Source organism: Zarconia sp., assembly GCF_057467645.1.
On record NZ_JBRJXU010000006.1, the window covers coordinates 35,092 to 54,455 of the forward strand.

Annotated in this window: 10 protein-coding genes; 4 read left to right on the forward strand and 6 right to left on the reverse strand. The window is 49.0% G+C overall.

Going from position 1 to position 19,364, the window contains the following annotated elements; translation table 11 throughout:
• Positions 1 to 52: 52 nt before the first annotated feature.
• Together AC2215_RS00460 and AC2215_RS00465 are read right to left on the reverse strand one after the other, a co-directional pair.
• Positions 53 to 3,571 (reverse strand): WD40 domain-containing protein, encoded by a 3,519-nt coding sequence (locus AC2215_RS00460; RefSeq protein ID WP_486807975.1) that lies wholly within the window; start codon positions 3,569 to 3,571, stop codon positions 53 to 55.
• 4 nt (positions 3,572 to 3,575) lie between these two features.
• Entirely contained in the window at positions 3,576 to 4,916 is a 1,341-nt protein-coding gene (locus AC2215_RS00465) for an AAA-like domain-containing protein (protein WP_486807976.1), read from the reverse strand.
• Positions 4,917 to 5,035: 119 nt separating this feature from the next.
• On the opposite strand from AC2215_RS00465, the gene AC2215_RS00470 reads away from it, so the two are divergent.
• Both AC2215_RS00470 and AC2215_RS00475 read left to right on the forward strand, forming a co-directional pair.
• A complete protein-coding gene (locus AC2215_RS00470) occupies positions 5,036 to 5,407 on the forward strand; it encodes a response regulator (RefSeq protein WP_486807977.1) in 372 nt (123 codons plus the stop codon).
• 371 nt (positions 5,408 to 5,778) lie between these two features.
• The gene (locus AC2215_RS00475) at positions 5,779 to 6,963 is read left to right on the forward strand and encodes a response regulator (protein WP_486807978.1); all 1,185 of its coding nucleotides are present in this window, start codon (positions 5,779 to 5,781) and stop codon (positions 6,961 to 6,963) included.
• 150 nt (positions 6,964 to 7,113) lie between these two features.
• Here the strand turns inward: AC2215_RS00475 and AC2215_RS00480 are convergent, their stop codons facing one another.
• From AC2215_RS00480 to AC2215_RS00495, 4 genes are all read right to left on the reverse strand, one after another.
• Positions 7,114 to 8,448, reverse strand: coding sequence for a DUF2330 domain-containing protein (locus AC2215_RS00480; protein ID WP_486807979.1), 1,335 nt, complete (start codon positions 8,446 to 8,448; stop codon positions 7,114 to 7,116).
• A 287-nt stretch (positions 8,449 to 8,735) separates the two neighbouring features.
• Complete coding sequence (locus AC2215_RS00485; protein ID WP_486807980.1) at positions 8,736 to 9,635, reverse strand: RnfABCDGE type electron transport complex subunit D; 900 nt, start codon at positions 9,633 to 9,635, stop codon at positions 8,736 to 8,738.
• A gap of 342 nt (positions 9,636 to 9,977) precedes the next feature.
• Positions 9,978 to 10,142, reverse strand: coding sequence for a hypothetical protein (locus AC2215_RS00490; RefSeq protein WP_486807981.1), 165 nt, complete (start codon positions 10,140 to 10,142; stop codon positions 9,978 to 9,980).
• Positions 10,143 to 10,926: 784 nt separating this feature from the next.
• Positions 10,927 to 12,084 (reverse strand): aromatic ring-hydroxylating oxygenase subunit alpha, encoded by a 1,158-nt coding sequence (locus AC2215_RS00495; RefSeq protein ID WP_486807982.1) that lies wholly within the window; start codon positions 12,082 to 12,084, stop codon positions 10,927 to 10,929.
• Between the two features lie 657 nt (positions 12,085 to 12,741).
• Between AC2215_RS00495 and AC2215_RS00500 the strand changes: the two genes are divergently transcribed.
• A complete protein-coding gene (locus AC2215_RS00500; RefSeq protein WP_486807983.1) occupies positions 12,742 to 13,500 on the forward strand; it encodes a DUF928 domain-containing protein in 759 nt (252 codons plus the stop codon).
• A gap of 255 nt (positions 13,501 to 13,755) precedes the next feature.
• Positions 13,756 to 19,341 (forward strand): CHAT domain-containing protein, encoded by a 5,586-nt coding sequence (locus AC2215_RS00505; RefSeq protein WP_486807984.1) that lies wholly within the window; start codon positions 13,756 to 13,758, stop codon positions 19,339 to 19,341.
• The last annotated feature ends 23 nt before the right edge of the window (positions 19,342 to 19,364 follow it).

The window sequence follows — 19,364 nt, forward strand, 5'->3', positions numbered from 1 at the left end:
CCCGATGAGGAATGGGGTATCTTGAGGCTTCGACGTTGAACCCGACTCGATCTTACCGATCGATGGTGGTAATCTCATCGCACAGGAGTCGATCGCTCTGCTGCAGATTGGCATTGGTTTTGAGATAATCTTGCATCCACTCGCAACCGTAGCGGAGTACCTGCTCGACTTCCAAAACGCGATCGAGATCCCACAGCAGCACGCGGCGATCGACACTGCCGCTGGCGAGGGTTCGACCGTCAGGGGCGAACACCACGCAGGTCACTCCGTAGCTGTGACCGTTGAGGGTTTTGAGTAGCTCTCCATGGCGACTCCAGAGTTTAATGGTATTGTCTCCACTCGCCGAGGCGATCGTTTTACCGTCGGCACTGAAGGCAACGGCGCGAACGCGATCTTGATGGCCTTCTAAAGTCCGAACGAGCTTGCCATCGGGTGCCCAAAGTTTAATCGTATTATCTTCGCCCGCTGAGGCCAGTAGCTCGCCATCCGGGCTGAAAATTAAATCCTCAACCCCCCGGCTGTGACCGTTAAGTGTTTTTATCAATTGACCGTCGAGGTTCCAAAGTTTGACGGTGCGATCGCCGCTGGCCGAAGCTAGCACCCGACCGTTAGGACTGAAGGCAACTTCTTCCACCCGAGCGTGATGACCTTTGATGGTATGCAGCAACGTGCCTTCCAGGGTCCAGAGTTTGACCGTGGTATCGTCGGAAGCCGAAGCCAGAAGCTGACCGTCGGGGCTAAAGGCGACCCCCTCCACTTCATTCGTGTGACCTTCGAGGGTGGCGATCGGGGTACCGTCGAGTTTCCAGATTTTAATGGTATTATCCTCGCTCGCGGAGGCTACCAGTTGACCGTCGGGGCTGAAGGTGACGTCCTCAACGTTATCGCTATGCTCTTTAAACTCTAAAACTAAAGTGCCATCGCGTCTCCAGAGTTTGACGCTTTTATCGTCTGAGGTCGAAGCCACCAGTTGACCGTCGGGGCTAAAGGCCAAACTTTCCACGGCATCCTCATGTCCGTTGAGGATGGTTAACAAGGTTCGGCTCGGCTGCCACAGGTGGATCGTACCACTTTGTCCGGCCGAGGCGATGGTTTCTTCATCCGGGCTAAAAGCCACCGACAGCACTTCCTCCACGTGACCTTCTAAGGTGCGCACCAACGTACCATCCAATCGCCAAAGCTTAATGGAGTCGTCGTTGGATGCCGAAGCCACCAGTTGACCGTCCCGACTGAAGGTGACGCTCCCAACCCCTGCCTGGTGTCCGGACAGGGTGGCGAAGGGCGTGCCGTCAAGGGTCCACAGTTTGGCGGTATTATCGTCGCTGGCTGTAGCGAGGATCTGGCCGTTGGGACTGAATGCCACTGCATTGACCTCCGCACTGTGACCGCTGATGGTGCGAATCAGTTTGCCTTGAGAGTCCCAAAGTTTCACCGTATCGTCTTGACTGGCGGAGGCGAGCAAGGAACCCTCGGGATTAAATGCGACTCCCACAACCCGATCCTGGTGACTGTCGAGGGTCTGAAGGTAGCGACCGTCAGAGGACCAGAGTTTTACAGTATTATCGTCGCTCGCGGAGACCAGTCGTTGGTTATCGGGGCTAAAGGCCACATCGGTGACCCCGGCGCTGTGTCCTTTGAGGGTGGCGATCGAGGTACCATCTAATCGCCACAGTTTAACCGTACCATCTTGACTCGCTGAGGCTAGTTGCGAACCATCGGGGCTGAATGCGATTCCCAAAACCCGATCGTCGTGACCTTCGAGAGTGGAGAGGAGGCTGCCGTTGGTGTGCCAGAGTTTGACGGTGCGATCGCGACCGGCAGAGGCAATGATTTTTCCATCGGGGCTAAACACCACATCGTACACGCTTCCGTTGTGACCGGAAAGATGGTTATATTCTTTGGTGCGATAGGCTGCTTGCAGCAGGGCGCCTTCGACTTGATTTTGCAATTGGGGGTCGGCGGAGAACATTTGCTCGAGCTTGTGCCGCGCTCGCAAGGCTTCGATGAGGGCATCCAAGTTTTGATGAGAGGCAAAGGATTCTTCGGAAGTGGCGACGATCGCCCGAATTTCTTCAATCGTCGCCCTGCGGTACTGGAAGAATGCCGTGATGCCCAAAGCCGCCGCCACGAGCAACGCCACGCTCACCGTTCCTAGGGCAAAGCGCTGCCATCGAGAGACCTCTCGCTGTTTTGCCAATCGGGCTTCAGCCGCCTGGGTGCGAGCGACTTCGGCCTGTTGAAGGGCTTCATTTTCCAGAGCTTGGCTGGCGGCGAGAAATTGATAGTCGCGATCGCTCAAACTCCGGCTTGCCGCCCAGGATTGGGCCTCGACGAGGGCTTGTCCGCCCAACAGCCAGGAAGTGTCTTTACGGTTTGCGCGCAACCAAGCGTTGATGGCATCGGCATAGGGCCGTAGGGTGCTCAATTGTTGTCCGATCCAATTCAGGTCGAAAACCGTCTGATAAATGCGATTGCGCACTGTTAAGCGACCGCCATTCTCAATGGTTAGCCCCGACAGCAGTAAATCGATGTGCTCGCCACTGCCATCGGCGCGCACCACACTCCCGTGTAAGATTTGTTGGTAGAGTCCCAACAGCCGTACCGCGCGTTTCTCGTTATACAGGATGCGATTGCGAATCGTTTTCAGGTGTTCGGGTTCGTCTTGGGCTTCCCAATTCTCGACGATCCGGGTGCGGACGACGCTTTCGAGGGTAAAACTGACAATGCTTTCAAGGGTGAAGGCAATTTGTTTTGCATTGAGGGGGAGCAAAGTTTGCCGGTGTTCCACTTCTTGCACCAACAAGCGGCACAGTTTTTGGGTGAGGAAGGGTTGACCGCCCGTCCAGTTTAAGACCCGCCGCAGAACTGCTTCGGAATCTCCGAACAGCTGGGGCAATCCCCGTCCGAGGGGCTGGACTTCTGTCAGGTTGAATCCCGTGAGCGTAATCCCTCGTCCGATATTAAAGGGGGTGCGTTGGGGATCGCCGATCAACTCCCCCGGCGTGGCGACTCCCAGGAGGGTAAAGCTCAAGCGTTTATATTCGAAAGATTCCGAACGCTTATTATAGCAAGCCCGAATCAGGGCAAAAAAATCATCGATCGGGAAATTCAGACTCAGAACGCTATCGATTTCATCGATGAAGATGGCGATTTTCTCGGAAATCTCCACCAGAAGCACTTGTTCGATAAAATCATCCACGCGCTTGACTGGAGAGAGTCGATCGCGCTCGCGCCACCAACACCTCAAATTCACTTGGAGTCCGAAGCTATTGACCAAACTGCCGACAATACTGGCATACCATTGTTCGATGGTGACTTGCTGAGAACCGATCGCGGTAATGTCGATGACTCCGCAGCGAATTCCGGCCTTTTGCAAGCGGTGGATGGTTTGGACTTGCAAACTGGACTTTCCCATCTGTCGGGGACTCAGAACGTAGCAAAATTCCCCATCCACGAGCGCGTGATACAGGTCCTCGTCCGCTTGACGCCGGACGTAGGTGGGGGCATCGTGGGGCAAACTCCCCCCCACTTGGTATTGATATGCGCGACTGCCGGTCGTCGTGGGTTCCATAGACTTAGCTCATGTCGAGATAAACGCTAAAGTACTGACGGTACAACTCGCAACTGGCGATGGCTTGGTGATTTTGCAGCTTCACCAGTCCCAGACTTTGTAACTTAAAACCCGTGACCGGATCGAGTTCGACGGGGGTGGAGGTGTTGACGACGCGCCCAAAGGCGGTCGCGAGATGGGGGTACTGTTGAAGATACTCCAGTTGCTGCCGCAGGCGAGTGCCGTAAATGCCCTCTTCGGTGGTTGCCGTTTGCAGGAGCGATCGCAGATCGAGTTCTTGATGTTTGAGATGGTATAGCGCCAACCGGATGAGATAGGGATTTCCACCCACTAAATTTAAGAGTTCTCTTAAGCTCGACTCTTTATCTAAATCTTGCCAGTTGAGTTCGTATCGGGCGGCCAAATCTCTCACTTGCTCTAGGGTAAATGAGGGTAACTCGATGGAGATGCCCACATTAAAGGGCGAGCGGTTGATATCGAGGGGAATGTAAACTTCCGTAGAATGGACGACGACTAAGCGCAGTTTTTGCCAAATCTCGCTACGAGCATCGCCATATTTGGCTTTTTCGTACCAGGCGCGCAACAATCCAAAAAAGTCCGTGGCGATTTCGGGATGCTCGAAAACCATATCCACTTCATCTAAGGCCAGTACGAGAGGAGTCTCGATATGCTTGAGCAGGTAGTTCTCGAAGTAATCGGTGGTATTGTAGTTACTGCCGAAGATATCGTCCCAGTAAGATTGGAGCCGATCGGGTCGTTCGAGCGCCCGAGTAACCGTGGCGCAAAACCAACGAAGAAAGCGGGTGAGATCCGTTAAGACGTCAGTACTTGCCAGTTGCAAGCTCAGGGTTACCGTCCGCATGCCACGCTCTCTGGCTCGCTGTAATATCCGCGCCATCAATGAGGTTTTCCCCATTTGCCGGGGGGCTTCGATGCGAATTAAAGCCCCTGGCTCAACAATGCTTTGATAGCATTGCAGTTCGATCGGGGGACGCTCGATGTAATATGGCGAATTGAGAGGAACTTGTCCCCTGGGAAATTCAAAGAACGTCCCCTCAACATGAGATTGGTTGCGCGCTCGCCATTGCTGCCGCAAGACCGATCGAAAATTACTTTTGGTGATCCGTTCCCCAAAATACTCTGAAAGCTCGTGCCACAGCCGTGCGCCCACGACTCGAATGTAGTCCGCATCGTAGTCGGCACTCTCGGCAATTTCTTGATAGGTTTTTCCCTGCCAACACTGGCGAAAGACAATTTCTTGAGTTTGACTTAAGCGGTTGGGAGTCAAAATCGCATCGAGTAGCGCCAATGCTTCTTCGACGCTTAAAGCAAGATTTTGCAACACACACCTCGAACGATCGACACAAAGATTACTTTTTCCCACAGACATTTTATTTAAAAGCATCATATTATATTTTGCAACTCAGAGAAAATGCTTTGTCCGATCGCAGGCGGAATTCGGTAATGACTTATATTTTAGTGGTAGAAGATAGCCCGGTCGAACGAAAAATTCTCACTCACTTGCTGCAAAAAAACGGTCTGAAAGTTAAGGTAGCAACAGATGGTTTAGATGCAATTGATGCCATTCAGAGGCAAACACCCAATTTAGTAATTACCGATATTGAAATGCCGCGAATGAATGGCTATCAATTATGTCATTGGTTGAAGAATCATTCACGCTCGATACAGATTCCGGTGGTTGTTTGTTCGAGCAATCGAGAACCCTGGCAATATTGTCAAGCGGCAGAACTAGGCGTGGAGGTTTATATTACTAAGCCCCTTCATCTCGATCGCGTTTTAGATGCGGTTTGGCAATTACTTCAAGAGTCACCCTAATAAGATTTTTAAATCTCAAAATATCTCGATTTATTTTACTAGTTTTTAATGGTTATTTTCGATTTGTATGACTTACGCTTAAAACAAGCAAAATACTATTTTTTCTCGATCGAGATAGATATCTTTAAAATTTTTAAACAAAAAAATAACACTGAACAAATCTATTTTTTACTCGTTTTAATTCATGTTTTTAACACATTAATACTGTGCTTGAATCTAGCGAAATATATCAAGATTTATAAAATATCTAATTAAAATTCGTTTTAATCTTAAGGCAATGACTATTTATTTTAAAAAATCAAAAACTCAATTATTCGGTTTCGATTCAATCAATTTTATTTTATCGACCCCTTTAATTGTTTCAGGATGTTATGCTACTACTTCAAGTTTCTACGAGTTTAAATTACTTTCTCAACGAGCAAGAACAACAAAAATCAACGGGTATTTTAACCATTCGTTCTAGTTTTCAATCCGTTTGGAAACTTTATCTTTGTACCGGTCGAATTATTTGGGCGAGTAGTGATGGAAGTCTGCGACGATTGCGCCGATTGCTTTGGCGCTTTGCTCCAAATTTGGAAATCGAACAACTTTTAGATCGAAATATTGGGACATCGAGCCATTTATGGGATTACGAAGCGATTCGATTTTTCTTTAAACGCGGAAAGCTTAAATTTGAAGATGTTCAACACATTATTGAAACGACGATCGTGGAAGTGTTTTTTGAGATTTTACAGCAAGATCGACTCGGGTCTATCGTCTACGATTTTACCCCGCAAGATGCTTTAAATATTTTGAAGTTGCAATTAACGATTGTCCCCATTAAACCTCTTCTACATCGAGCAATTTCCGAATTTCAAACTTGGAAAGATTTTAATTTAGGATCGGTATTCCCCGATCGGGTTCCTCACATCGTTAATGCCATCAAACTCAAAGAATCTGTATCACTGTTAAATTATAAAAAACTGATTCAGTTTGCCAATGGCGACTATACATTAAGAGAAATCGCTTTTTTTCTGCGCAGAAGTGATTTTTATATCTCTCAATCTCTTTTGCCTTATATTAATCGGGGATGGATCGAGCTGATTAAAGTTCCGGATATTTCACAATCCGAATTGGGTAAATTTATCCGCTCTCCGAATCCCTCCATTCCATTTTCAAAGTCTGTGGGTCTCAAGACCAAGAGGGTTGTGGTTTGCGTCGATGTATCGGTCTCAAATTGTAAATTATTGAAATGTATTTTTGAATCTTGTCAATATCATTTAATTTCAATCCCAGAATCAACTCAAGCGATTTTAAAAATCATGGAAATCGAGCCAAAGCTGATTTTTGTAGAAGCTATGATGCCGATTGCCAACGGCTATGAGATTTGCGCGCAGTTGCGACGAATCGATCGATTTAAAAGTACCCCGATCGTGATGATGACAAGCCAAGCCACACTGGTTCAACGTTTGCGATCGAAATTGGCTGGAGCTTCTCATTTTTTGAGAAAACCCATTTGCAGTCGTCAAGTTTTATCAATTATTAGTAAATATTGCGATCGGCCGCAAATGGCCTAACCTGGATTCTTCACCCAACGAGAAAATCCCGATCTCGATCGAACTTCACGCAAACAGACTGTTTTTCGGGTAAATTGCTCGCGATCGAGCTCGATCGGACCTTAATAAATTCTCCTCAAGCCTCATGAATAATGCCGCCTAAGCTGTCATCTAATTCCAAATACTATGCCACCAGGGTTTGGGATTGCTATTGGCAAAATCCACCTTGTCGCGAATCTCCGAGATATCCCACCCCGTCAGCCGCGCGAGGGTTTCCACTTCCCGTTCCTGTCGCTGCCGCAGTTGGTTGCGGTATTCTTCCATCGCCTCGCACTCGTCATCCTCTCCCTGGTAGGGATGGCGAATGACATAGCGTCCTTGGAAATTTTGCCGGTTGCCCGTTTCCTGGAACTGCAAGTCTTCGGGGAACTTGTCGCGAGTATAGCGGAGGTGGAGGCGAGTGATGAAGACGTTATTGGCAAATCCCCGATTGGGTGTATTTTCTAGCCAAAAGACCCCCGCTTGTTGCAACTCCTCCCGCGAGAGAGGATTCGCCGCACAGGGATCGCACCATCCCATATCCCAAGCGTATTCGAGGAATGCCACTTTTCTTTGTTGGCGATCGTGACTGGTTTGGAACATGGCTTTATAAAAGTCGCCAAACTCGTCTTGGACAAATTCGGGAACCTCTTCATCGGAGGGAATCTGTGCCGTGCGGTAGTTAGTGAGTTCGATTTGCCCTTTGGGGGAAAGCAAATAGACGATTAAATCTTGCTCTTGCTGGGCGTTTGCAGTTCCCAAACGAATGGGTAACATAAACTTCGGCGATTCAAAAGCCATCATCAACGGCCGCAGGGATTGATACTCGCGGGTGTTGAATGCCTCTATATTTACCTTCGCCACGAAGAATTTCATCTCCTGGCGAATATAGGGTTGCAACAACTCACTCGCTTGGGGAGGAATTTGATAACCGTTGCGATCGAGCCATGTTTCCAACCCGTTGGATTCCGTGGCACTGAGAATGACGATATCGTATTCCCCGACGCTGAAGCGGGATTCTACGGTAACGCCAAGGAGAGCATCCTCGCGTTCTCGATCTTCTGAACTAACGATTCTAAAATTAGTTTGTGACTCCAAACGCGGTTCTATATTGTTAACCGCACAAGGATTCTCATCAAAATATTCCACCAATCGCGGCGCGCTAAAAGTATCGAGACGTTCGAGAATAGTAGGGTCGCCAACGCGCACTTGTTCCTCCGTCAGCAAGACAGGAACGGGAACCACCAAGGCAAAGTTATTCACATCCCCCTGATAGTCATTCGCCATCGTCAGAACCGTGCGATCGCCATCTCGGGCGATAATCACTTGAGAGGCTTGGTTGTACAAATTGCTATTGGCTTGGGAAACGTAGAAACCGCAAAACGCCAACGCCGGGGAAGCCAGCCACAAAACAGCCCCGACGGCAATAATGAGGGCGATTGCAATTCGACGAAGTATTGGCATCATTACAAAGAACTCTTGTTATTCGAGGGATAAAGGAGATCGGGAAACAAGGCGATGGGGAAAGACGCAGTGAAACGGGAAGTGTGAATTTGTCACTGGAGTTTAGACAAAACGTCGATCGCGAAGGCTATAACCAGCCATGTAGTCTGCTGTTTGGGGTTTCAATTCCCGAGTCGTTCTTAAAACGCTCAAACTTAATCAAGATCGGGATTTTACGGTTCGAGCATTTAAATTTGTCTAAACTCCAAATTTTGAATGCGCGCATTTTTAATTTTTCATTTTCTCCCCAATCAACCATTCGCCCATCCAGCAAACTGACGGCGAACCCCCTGCCAGGAAAAACGCGGGGCCTCCCAAACCGAATCTAAAACGATCGTCATCGGGGAGAGGAGGAATAGCGCCCAGAAGATTGCGGTGGAGAGGTAGAGTTGATGCTGGAGGACGAATGCCAGTCCGGCAATGGCAACTGCCCACAGCAGACGGGCGATGCGGGCGTTGGGAATCGATCGCGGGTCGGTGAGCATAAATAAGGCAAATAGCAATAGAGAACCGCTGCTGAGTTGATGCGCCCAAACGTCCCAACCCTGTCCCAGCCAGAGGTTGCGGATGGCTTCGAGTCCGGCGTAGACCGCGAAAAAGGCGGCTGAGGTATCCCAGCGTCCCACCTTTTGCAACACCATTCCCCCGGTTCCAGCAAACAGCAGCAAGTACCACCAATCGGTACCCCACTGTCCCGGAGACACCCAGGCATCGGAGGTGAGTAGCAGTGCAGCGATAATGCCGAAGTTGGCCGGGTTGAAGAAGTGTTTGCCGCGAACTCGGAACAGGAATTTACTCGCAATTGCCAAACATCCAGCGATTGCCATCGTCGTGGGTTCGTTCGCCCGCAGTAGCAAGCATAGTCCCAAAGCGGTAATTAGAGCACTGCGGAGTGACCAGAGAGAATGAATCAATCGGTCTCGTTTGGGATGAGATGAAGCGGGTGGAGATGGGTCCGATTGGCTTTTGGGTTGATGGCCAGACATCCGTGGCGACACGAAAAGGGAAAATAGCAGTTGGGTGCTGCAACAACTGACAATCGCCACTAACATCACATCCCATCGCAGGGTCCAATCTCGGGTACTAATCCCGAGGAATAAAAATAAGGCGAGAAAGAGGATTTGATAATCGCGGGCATCGGGAAATCTCATGGTTTCGTTACCGGCTAAATCACATCGCGAGTGGGTTCTCGGTGTATTTAGTATGTCGGTTGCGATCGGGAAATAGATGCCGCGTTACACAAACTGTAACGGTCTCGTAGGAGTCAAGCGCGCAGACAATGCCGGACAATTGTGTCGTTAACCCGGAAGTCTTGCCCCCGAAACCCCCGAAGCCTCTGCAGCCTCCCAAGCTGACTATCACAAGTGCCGTCATGGATACGACGATAGATGGGTTTTAATACGGACAATCGCCCAAAGAAGCAGTAACCGAACTACATCTAAAGGCGATCGCGAGGATGTTTATTCTATTCAATATTTTTCAAATTCTATCGATTAAGAATAACGAGATTTTTTCTGTTTTCGAGGGACGGTCTCGTATTGTTCCTTTTCGAGCTGGTCGCGCAGCATCAGATTCCACATCAGTTCATTGGTAAAGGCTCCGAGTTGAATTTTGTCAGAGTTGGAGGCGTAGAGGTTGGGAACTTTTTTCTGGCTCATTGTCGATAATTCCGATACCGGTTGATGGTTAGCAACAGAGTTGAGTTGTGAGATTCCTGAAATTGTAGCTCGGCGGAATCCAAGTAATTTATTTCTTTACAAATATTTCAATCAATAAAGATTGACAGTAGACTCCAGACATGTGTGACTTTGTTTGAATAAACCTCAAGGGTAAATTTAATAAATTCGCTAATGTCTGGGAGAGATAGGGTATTGAGATAAGAAAGAGCTGCCATAATCCGTGGGATGCATCGAGTTGATAATTCCAGTCAATCAGGATTCTGAAGACCGCAGTTTGCCAACCTCACCGGTACTTGAACTGTCACCTCTCGTGCGTTCTCCCATCTACGGAATTTCAAGGTTTTGCAGCACTGAGAATAGACGGTTTTGAAATTGTCTACTGCCTCTTAAATAATGCGATAAGTTGCAGAAATTTGCATTACCCAAAGCCGAAAGAGGGGCGATGTTATCGATCGAAGAAGATTACATTTTTGTGCAAAGTGACAAGTTATTTTAGGTCAGTGTCGAACAGAATGCTGACGATGTATTTAGCATAGATTACTTTCACATAACTTTTACACAATTTTTACACAATTGCGATCGCACATACATTGGCAGAACACGATCGATAATATGCAAAAGCATATTTTGTCATCTTTAGGGCAATCTATGTAACAAATTTTAAATATTTCAAGATGGTCTAAGACTGCGATCGAGTTCTATTCAGCAGCAAGCTTTACTCTTTTCTCAGACGGCAGAAAAAATTCACATCACAACAACAGAACTAAGATAGTCCTTCGAGATAATCAAGTAAATTTCTCTGATATTGATAAACAGACTGTTCTAAATCCTTAGCGATTGCACCAACAGAGAAATATGGCGATTTTAAAGATTTTTGCTGTTGTTCGCAAACATAAATATCTTCTGCCATAAAGTCTCCCGATGCCATCGGATCGTTTTTATCGCCCGTTTTATATTTATCTCCTTGACGAGATTTGAAGTAATTCCAAGACTTCCACTCTTGCGCTTGAAATTCCCAATCGGAAACGGGCATAATTTTACTCCGGATTTCCACGATACATTTCTCTGGAGCGACAGGAGTAATATGGAAGATCGACCAGGTTGATTCAGTTTCTGATAATCCCAAATTGGGAAATAGCATTGGGACATAAGCTCCCATTTTCTCTGCAGGAATCCCCTCGATTAAGGGGTAAGGTGAATTATTTTTCAGATCTGCAGCATAATCCTTGGCAAGCGGCTCATAAAAATAAAAATGGTTTCCCACAAACCCTGTTTTTTGTTGGTGATGAGCGTACATAAACAGAGTATCTGAGTGGAGATGACTTAAATGATACCCATCAATATAATTTTCTAGGACAATTTTCCAATTCGCCTGAATTTCATGACGCAATCGCCCTTGTTTATATTCCATTAATTTCTCAGGTTGATGAGGACCTAAATAGGGTTCAATGCCCGCAAACCAATGGCTGAGAGGCTCTGCTTCTGCATTGGGATGGACAAAAATCATACCTCGCCAAACTCCGACGGAGGCTTTGTGGAGACAGAGTTGGCTCATATCCAAATTCGGAAATTGAGTTTTGCGTTCGGGCACTGCCGATAAGGCTCCATCTAAAGTGTATGTCCAGTCATGATAAGGACAAGTAATAAATTTCCGTCCCTTACCCACAGCTCTTAAAAGTTGGGTGCCTCGATGACGACAAACATTATGAAATGCTTTGAACTTCCGCTCTTCACTATAGACAACCAAGATATTATTTAATCCGGCTTGAACGGTAATATAGTCTCCGGGTTCGTTTAAATCTTCAACGAACCCGGCAAACTGCCATGTCTCACTAAAAATATATTTTAGTTCTTTTTCAAACCATTCTTGTGAGGTATAGGCTTCAATCGGAAGAACGGGCAGCGGTTTATTATTTTTCATATCAATCCTCCTTTATTCGAATGCGGTTGCGATGTTTAAAATACTGAGAATTACCCAAGATATCAGAATTAACCAATAGAGAATCGGGTTATCTTTTTTTGAGATCGGTTCCATGAAGTATGTTATGCCAGTAAATAAGTCAGGAATTATCCATAGTAAGAATAGAAAACCCCACATCCATTGCCAATTTAAAATAGCGGCTATCCAAACCAAAATTAATCCGATAACTGTGCGCCATTTCATGTTTTTCATTGAATTATTTTCGCAACACTTCAATCGTTACTGAGTTGATATAACACTCAGGATTCAGTGACGGTTGATGCGAGCGATCGCCCCTCATCAAAAGTTTAGATTCTTACCATCGCCACCCTCTCAGCAACATTTTCATCGTTCTGAGGCTGCATAATTTCTCCTTGTCGTTCCTAGTATCTAGGCAAATGCAACGAGCGCGATCGCATTATTCGATGGCTTGATGAGAAGGGATAAAAATTGCAAACTTTGAAGGAGCGATCGCCCAGATCGACAGAAACCGGAAACTTTTAAACCGGTTAACGGGACTGAAATAGAGTGAGGGATCTGGTTGAGCGCAAAAGAGAGTGGAAAGCGCTAAACGCCCGGTCGATCGTTCTATGGTGATGGTACTATGCGAAGAACGTAATGATGATGAAATCTGCAAGAATCTGTCAATTGTTTGCCTATACTCTAGCACTGGTGCTGTGGGGTAGGATACCGATAGCAGCGGCACGATCTCGAAATCCTTCCGTAGCACCCGCTTCTCGCCAGGCGTGGGAGTTCGTTCCCCCCAACGACGGTGCGCCGGAAGAAAATCTCGATGATGCGGCGAGTCGTCAGGGTTTGTGCCCGGAATCGGACAAATCGTTTCAAGCCCTGATTCCAGCTACGAATTTGGGATGGACGACGGCGGAATATCCGACATTTTTGCTATACGTTCCCTATCCATTCCCCGACAGCGAGCAAATTGAATTTGTGTTGCGCGATGAAAATACAAAAGCGGAGATTTATCGCACTGTCTTTACGTTGGAAACTGGGACGGGATTAATTCAGTTTCAGCTTCCAGAAGACGCACCGCCCTTGGAAATCGGACGCAAGTATCGCTGGCGGTTCTTTGGATATTGCAACGGACAAGATTCTCCCGATTACGTGACGGATACGGGAGTTATATTGCGAGTGGCATTGGATGCAGACGCGAGCGATCGCTTGGCAGCAGCTTCCCCGATCGAAAGAGTCGATTTATATGCAGAAAATGGTATCTGGCACGAAGCATTGATGGAACTGGCGCAGTTGCGTTCTCGCAATCGAGAAGATGAGGCATTGTTAGAGCTGTGGTCGAATTTATTGCAACATCCAGCAGTCGGTTTAGATGATTTTGTATCGGAACTATTGCTATATGAATAATTTTTTAAAAATGGAGAATTTATCTCAGAAATGAGGTATATATGATTTACCTAAATTCTCTTTTTGAAGAGGGTCTTTAAGTTTTCTATTTTAAACGCCCTAGTTTAAAAATACGATCTGCAATTTTTTGTTTAAATAAGATATAGCTAAGTCAAGATGCGATTGGGGTGAATTTATCTAAACATCAGAAAGTCGTTTTGACATGATAAATAACTTTCTGGAAATTTAAATTCTGGTGTGTTTGCGAATCAAAAAATGAAATATTCCAGCTTTCTCAGAAATATCCCGATCGCCTTTTCTCTGATACCGCTCCTGATTTGGGGATTGCCCAAGCATGCGATCGCCCAAATTATTCCCGCTGGAGACGGAACGGGAACGTTGGTTACCCCAGAAGGCGATCGCATTGATATTCAAGGCGGACAGACTTCAGATGATGGTAGTAACCTTTTCCATAGTTTTGAAGAATTTGGCATTTCTGAAGCACAGATTGCCAACTTTTTGGCAAGTCCAGAAATTGAAAATATTTTAGGTCGCGTAACGGGGAGCAATGCTTCGTTAATTGATGGATTGTTACAAGTTTCGGGGGGAGATGCGAACTTATTTCTCATCAATCCGGCGGGGATTATTTTTGGGGCGAATGCCAGTTTAAACGTTGGCGGAGACTTTACGGCGACGACGGCGACGGGGATTGGATTTGAAAGTGGTAGCTTTGCGGCATTGGGAGAGAATTCCTGGGGAGATTTGGTGGGAACGCCGAATTCGTTTGAATTTGCGATCGCCCAGCCAGGTTCGATTATCAATACTGGAAATTTAGAGGTTTTTGCCGGGAATAATATTAATTTGATTGCTGGGACGATCGCCAATGTGGGAGAGTTGCGATCGCTCGACGGTGAAATTTCGATAATCTCAGTTCCGGGAGATTCGATCGTTCGGGCGAGTCTTCCGGGAAACGTACTCTCGCTCGAAATTCATTCTCCCAATTCTTTAGGTTTACCCCCCAGCTTGAATCCCCTATCTCTACCGGAATTGCTGACGGTCGGGGAAGTGAATACAGAGAGTCAAATTGCCGTAGAAGAAAACGGTATCGTTCGCTTAACGGGCTCGGGATTCCAGGTAGACGCGGGGGATATCGTCGTGGCAGATTCGGCGATCGAAACGGGGAATTTACTTCTCTCTGCTACGGGAAATTCGATTTTACAAGAAAGCAATATTACGACGACGGGAGATTTAAGTTTATTTGCCGCAGAAACGGTACGAATTCGCGACAGCGTGGAACATCCTTTTATCGCCCAAGCTGGGGGAGATTTTTCGATCGCCGCCAATCTCGGCATCGATATTTTAGCCCTCAACCACCCGGAAACCCCCCTAACTAGCGGTGGGGATTTGCAACTTGCCAGTGGCGGCTTTATTTCTGGCGACACTCACTATCGCGTGGGGGGGAATTTTTCGATCGAGGATGCAGCGGGCAATCCCGGTGCGTTTTTTAGCTTGTTCGATCCGGTTATCTACGCCGATGGGGATGTGACGTTTGGAACCTATACCGGGCCATCTTTGGTGGTGGAAGCGGCGGGTAGCATTGAGGCGGAGGATATTACCGTCAACGGCATCGATCCGGCAATTTCGGCCGAACCCGTCCTGATATTGCGTGCCGGGATGTTGCCATCACAGGAGGCTACGGCGATGCCGGGAACGCCGCAAGTGGAGGAGGGGGTCGAGTTCGAGGCGGCGGCAACGGCGTCGTCGAATCCAGGAATTACCACTGGCAACCTGACGATCGATGCAGAGGGTATCGGCGGCCCGATTATTTTGCAGGCGGAAGGGGATATCGAAACCGAGGCGGTAACCTCCAATGGCGGGACGGTATATTTCAACAGCAGCCAGGGGGGAATTGCGGCGACTGGGGCGATCGATACGGGTATTAGCGGGGGAGATAGCGGTGCGATCGTTCTTCAGGCGATGGAGGATATTGTTACCGACGATTTGAATGCGTCGAGTGTGAGTGGCGATGGCGGCGATATTACCCTATTTAGCGAGATGGGGGCGATCGATACTCATTTGGGAACCGTGGATGCGTCATCGATGGCAGCGGATGCGGGGAATATCTTGTTCTACGCGGCGGATACCTCGATCGAGGTTCCCGAACCCCCACCGAGTCCGCCGATTGGGGGAATTAACGATGAGATTGCGTTCGGAAGTCCATCCTCAGATCCCGAACCGGAACCCGAACCTGAAGCAACACCAGGATTTATCGTTACTATCCCATTTCTCGAACTAGATAATACCCCCGAACCCAGTCTGGGATTTGTCTTTACCACCCCTTCCCCAGAACCGGAACCCGAACCGGAATTTATCGTCGCCATTCCATCGCCGGATCTCGATTTGGGTTTTGATAATTCACCCCCCGCCTCTCCTCGCCGAATTACGACTGGGGATGCGATCGCCACAAGTCCCGATGGTAATGGCGGCAGTATCACCCTTGTCGCCGAAGGCAATATCGAAACGGCGAATCTCAACTCTTCGGGAATGACGGCTGGGGAGATTGATGTCACGAGTATTGAAGGAGATATCGATACCCGTGATGGTACAGTTCGCGCGGCTTCTGAGAATGCAGGGGGTTCTGAGATTACCCTCTACACCCTGGGGGGCAACATCTCCACCGCTGATGTGGAAACTAATGGCGGCGATATTACCATTGTCAGTCGGGAAATTTTAGATGGGACGATCGATATTAGTGGGGGGTTGATCGATACCGGGTCTGAGGCTGATATTCTTCTCGATGCTACCGACATCGTTACGCCGGACAATATTAATGCCCATGGTGGTTCGGAAAATATAGCGCTACGCGGTTTCATTGAGGGGGGATCGAGTCCGCCACCGCCTCTAGAAGCGCCCAGTTTCGTCTCGATCGCCCCACCCACGATATCGCCACCCCTAGATACACCCATCGAAACGGAAATGCCCGTTCCCGAGATGCTCGATCTGGTATCTGCGGAATTTTCCGACAATGGCAATCTGACTCCTTCACCGGTAGAGATGTCTCCAGATAGCAGTACCACTTCAACACCGGGATTGCCTTCTGGAAATAATCCAGTTGCGGTTGAGTCACCCGTGATGAATAACCCATCGCCTTCAACAGACACATCGATACCAGAAACTGGGACTTCTTTACCAATCGCGGTTACCGATGAAGAGGCTTCCCAGAATGTTGTTGTACTTCCTCCAGTATCAGAAACGATTGCAACACCGATACAAAACCCGCCGCAAAGTAACCCATCCTCAGTGCCCGAATCCAATTCTGTCAATCTTCCTCCATCTCCCTCAGAAACACCCATCGCCGATCCATCACCCGCAACAACCCCCGTCACCGTCGAAGAACCCAACGCCGAAATCGATCGCCCGGATTCTCCTGACTGGGAAGGAACCAGCATCACCCAAGTCTCTAATCCCAGACAACGCGATCGCCTCACCGTTTTGGCATTAGGCGTTACCAACTGCCTCGCCGACACCGAACTTTTAGGCAAAGAATCTGGCATTCCCCTACCGCAATCCCCAACCGACTACACCGAAGCGATCGCTTGTTACCGACAAAACCTCCAATTTGCGAGGCAAGTGGGAGATGAAGCGCGCGAAGGCTATGCCTTGCACAACCTGGGCGTTGCCTACCACGCCACTGGATATTACAACCGGGCGATCGAATTTCACCAGCAACGGCTGACTCTGGCACAAGATCGCGCGGATTCTATCGGGCAAAGCCAAGCCCTAAGCGGGTTGGGGGCAGCATACGGAACCATTGGGGAGTACGAACTTGCCGAATCTTACTACCAGGAAAGTTTGGTACTCATGGGCGAGAATCGGGCAGAAAAAGCACAGATTTTGGGAAACTTGGGACTGATTGCCCACGCCCGAAAACAATTCGATCGCGCCATCGAATACCATCAGCAAAGCTTAGATTTAGCGCGAGAAACCGGCAACCGCGCCACCGAAAGCCGCGCCCTGTCGAATCTGGGACTCGCCTACTACGCCCGTACCGATTACGATCGCGCCATCGAATACCACCAGCAAAGTTTGGCAATTGCCCAAGAAACGGTCGATCGCGTCAGTACAGCACGCACTTGGGATAATCTAGGCTTAGCCTACTACGCCCAACAGCAATTCGATCGGGCGGTGGAGTCTCACCGGCAAAGTTTGGCATTGGCAGAAGCAACGGGCGATCGCGTCCTGGAAGCCCGCTCCCTCAGTAATTTAGGCGATGCCCTCTACCAAGCGGGACGCATCCGGGAATCGAACCAAATGCTGATGGGGGCGATCGAACGGTGGGAATCCCTGCGCAAAGATTTGGGGAATGACGATCTCTCAGACGATCTATCGAAAGTGGCGATTTTTGAAACCCACGACACCACTTACAGTACCCTGTATGAAAATTTGGTGAGTCAGGGAGAGTTCGATCGGGCCTTAGAAATCGTCGAACGGGGGCGGGCGCGGGCGTTTGTGGAGTTACTTGCCGGACGGTTATCGCCGGGAACAACCCCGGAAATTACCGCCCCCAACCTCTCTCAAATTCAAGACGTTGCTCGATCGCGCAATGCCACCCTGGTATCCTACACCATCCGGCGCAAAATCTTTGAAACTGGGGGAACCCGCCATCTCCGGGATGCGGAACTCTTCATCTGGGTGATTTCACCGACTGGAGACGTTGACTTTCGCCAAGTGGATTTAGGTTCTGTATCCCTGGAAGATTTGGTGGCGACGAGTCGGGAATCTCTGGGAGTCAGGGGAGTAGATGCCAACTCTGCGTCTCTCGCTTTTGCCCCCGGCGATCGGGTTAAACTCCATAGCGATGCCCCAGAAAGCGAACCCTGGGAAGTGGTTGCCGTCGATGAGGAAAACGATCTCCTGTCTCTGCGGTTTCCCTCCTGGAACGAAGCCATTCCCCCCATCGATCGCCCAATGTCCGATGTCCTCGATAAGGTAGACTCCCTGCGTCGCTTCGATCCGCGCCTGGTGCAACTCCACCAACTCCTCATCGATCCGATCGCCGATTTACTGCCCCAAAACCCCGAAGATGCGATCGTCTTCATCCCCCATCAGGAACTGTTTCTCGTCCCCTTCCCCGCCCTCCAAGATGCGGAGGGAACCTACCTCGTCAAACGTCATACAATGCTGAGTGCGCCCTCGATTCAGGCATTGGAACTGTCTGGGAGAGGGGGAAATGGAGAGAGGGGGAGATGGGGGGAAGCATTAATTGTGGGGAATCCAACCATGCCGAATGCGGCGGCGATTCCGGGGGAAGTGCCTCAGCCGTTGATACCGCTACCGAATGCAGAACTCGAAGCCGAAGCCATTGCCCGGATGCTGGGAACCGAAGCCCTCATCGGCGGCGAGGCAACGGAAACCGCTGTCATCGAACGGATGGAAACCGCCCAAATCATCCACCTCGCCACCCACGGCAAACTGGACGATCGCCGGGGCATCGGCAGCGCGATCGCCTTATCTCCGGGAGATGGCAGGGATGGCTGGCTGAGTGCGGAGGAGATTTTCGAGCTGAATCTGGATGCGGAATTGGTGTTTTTAAGCGCTTGCAATACCGGCCAAGGCAGGATTACCGGGGATGGGGCGATCGGCTTATCTCGCGCTTTGCTGTCTGCGGGAGTTGAAAGTGCGATCGTCTCTTTGTGGGCGGTTCCCGACGCGCCGACTGCCGATTTAACCATTGCATTCTACCAGAACTGGCAAGAGAGTGGCGATAAGGCAACTGCCCTGCGAAACGCAATGCTGACGATGATGGAAACTCACCCCAACCCCCGCGACTGGGCGGCGTTTACCTTAGTGGGCGATCGATGAATGGGTAGAGAAAATAAGGGTTT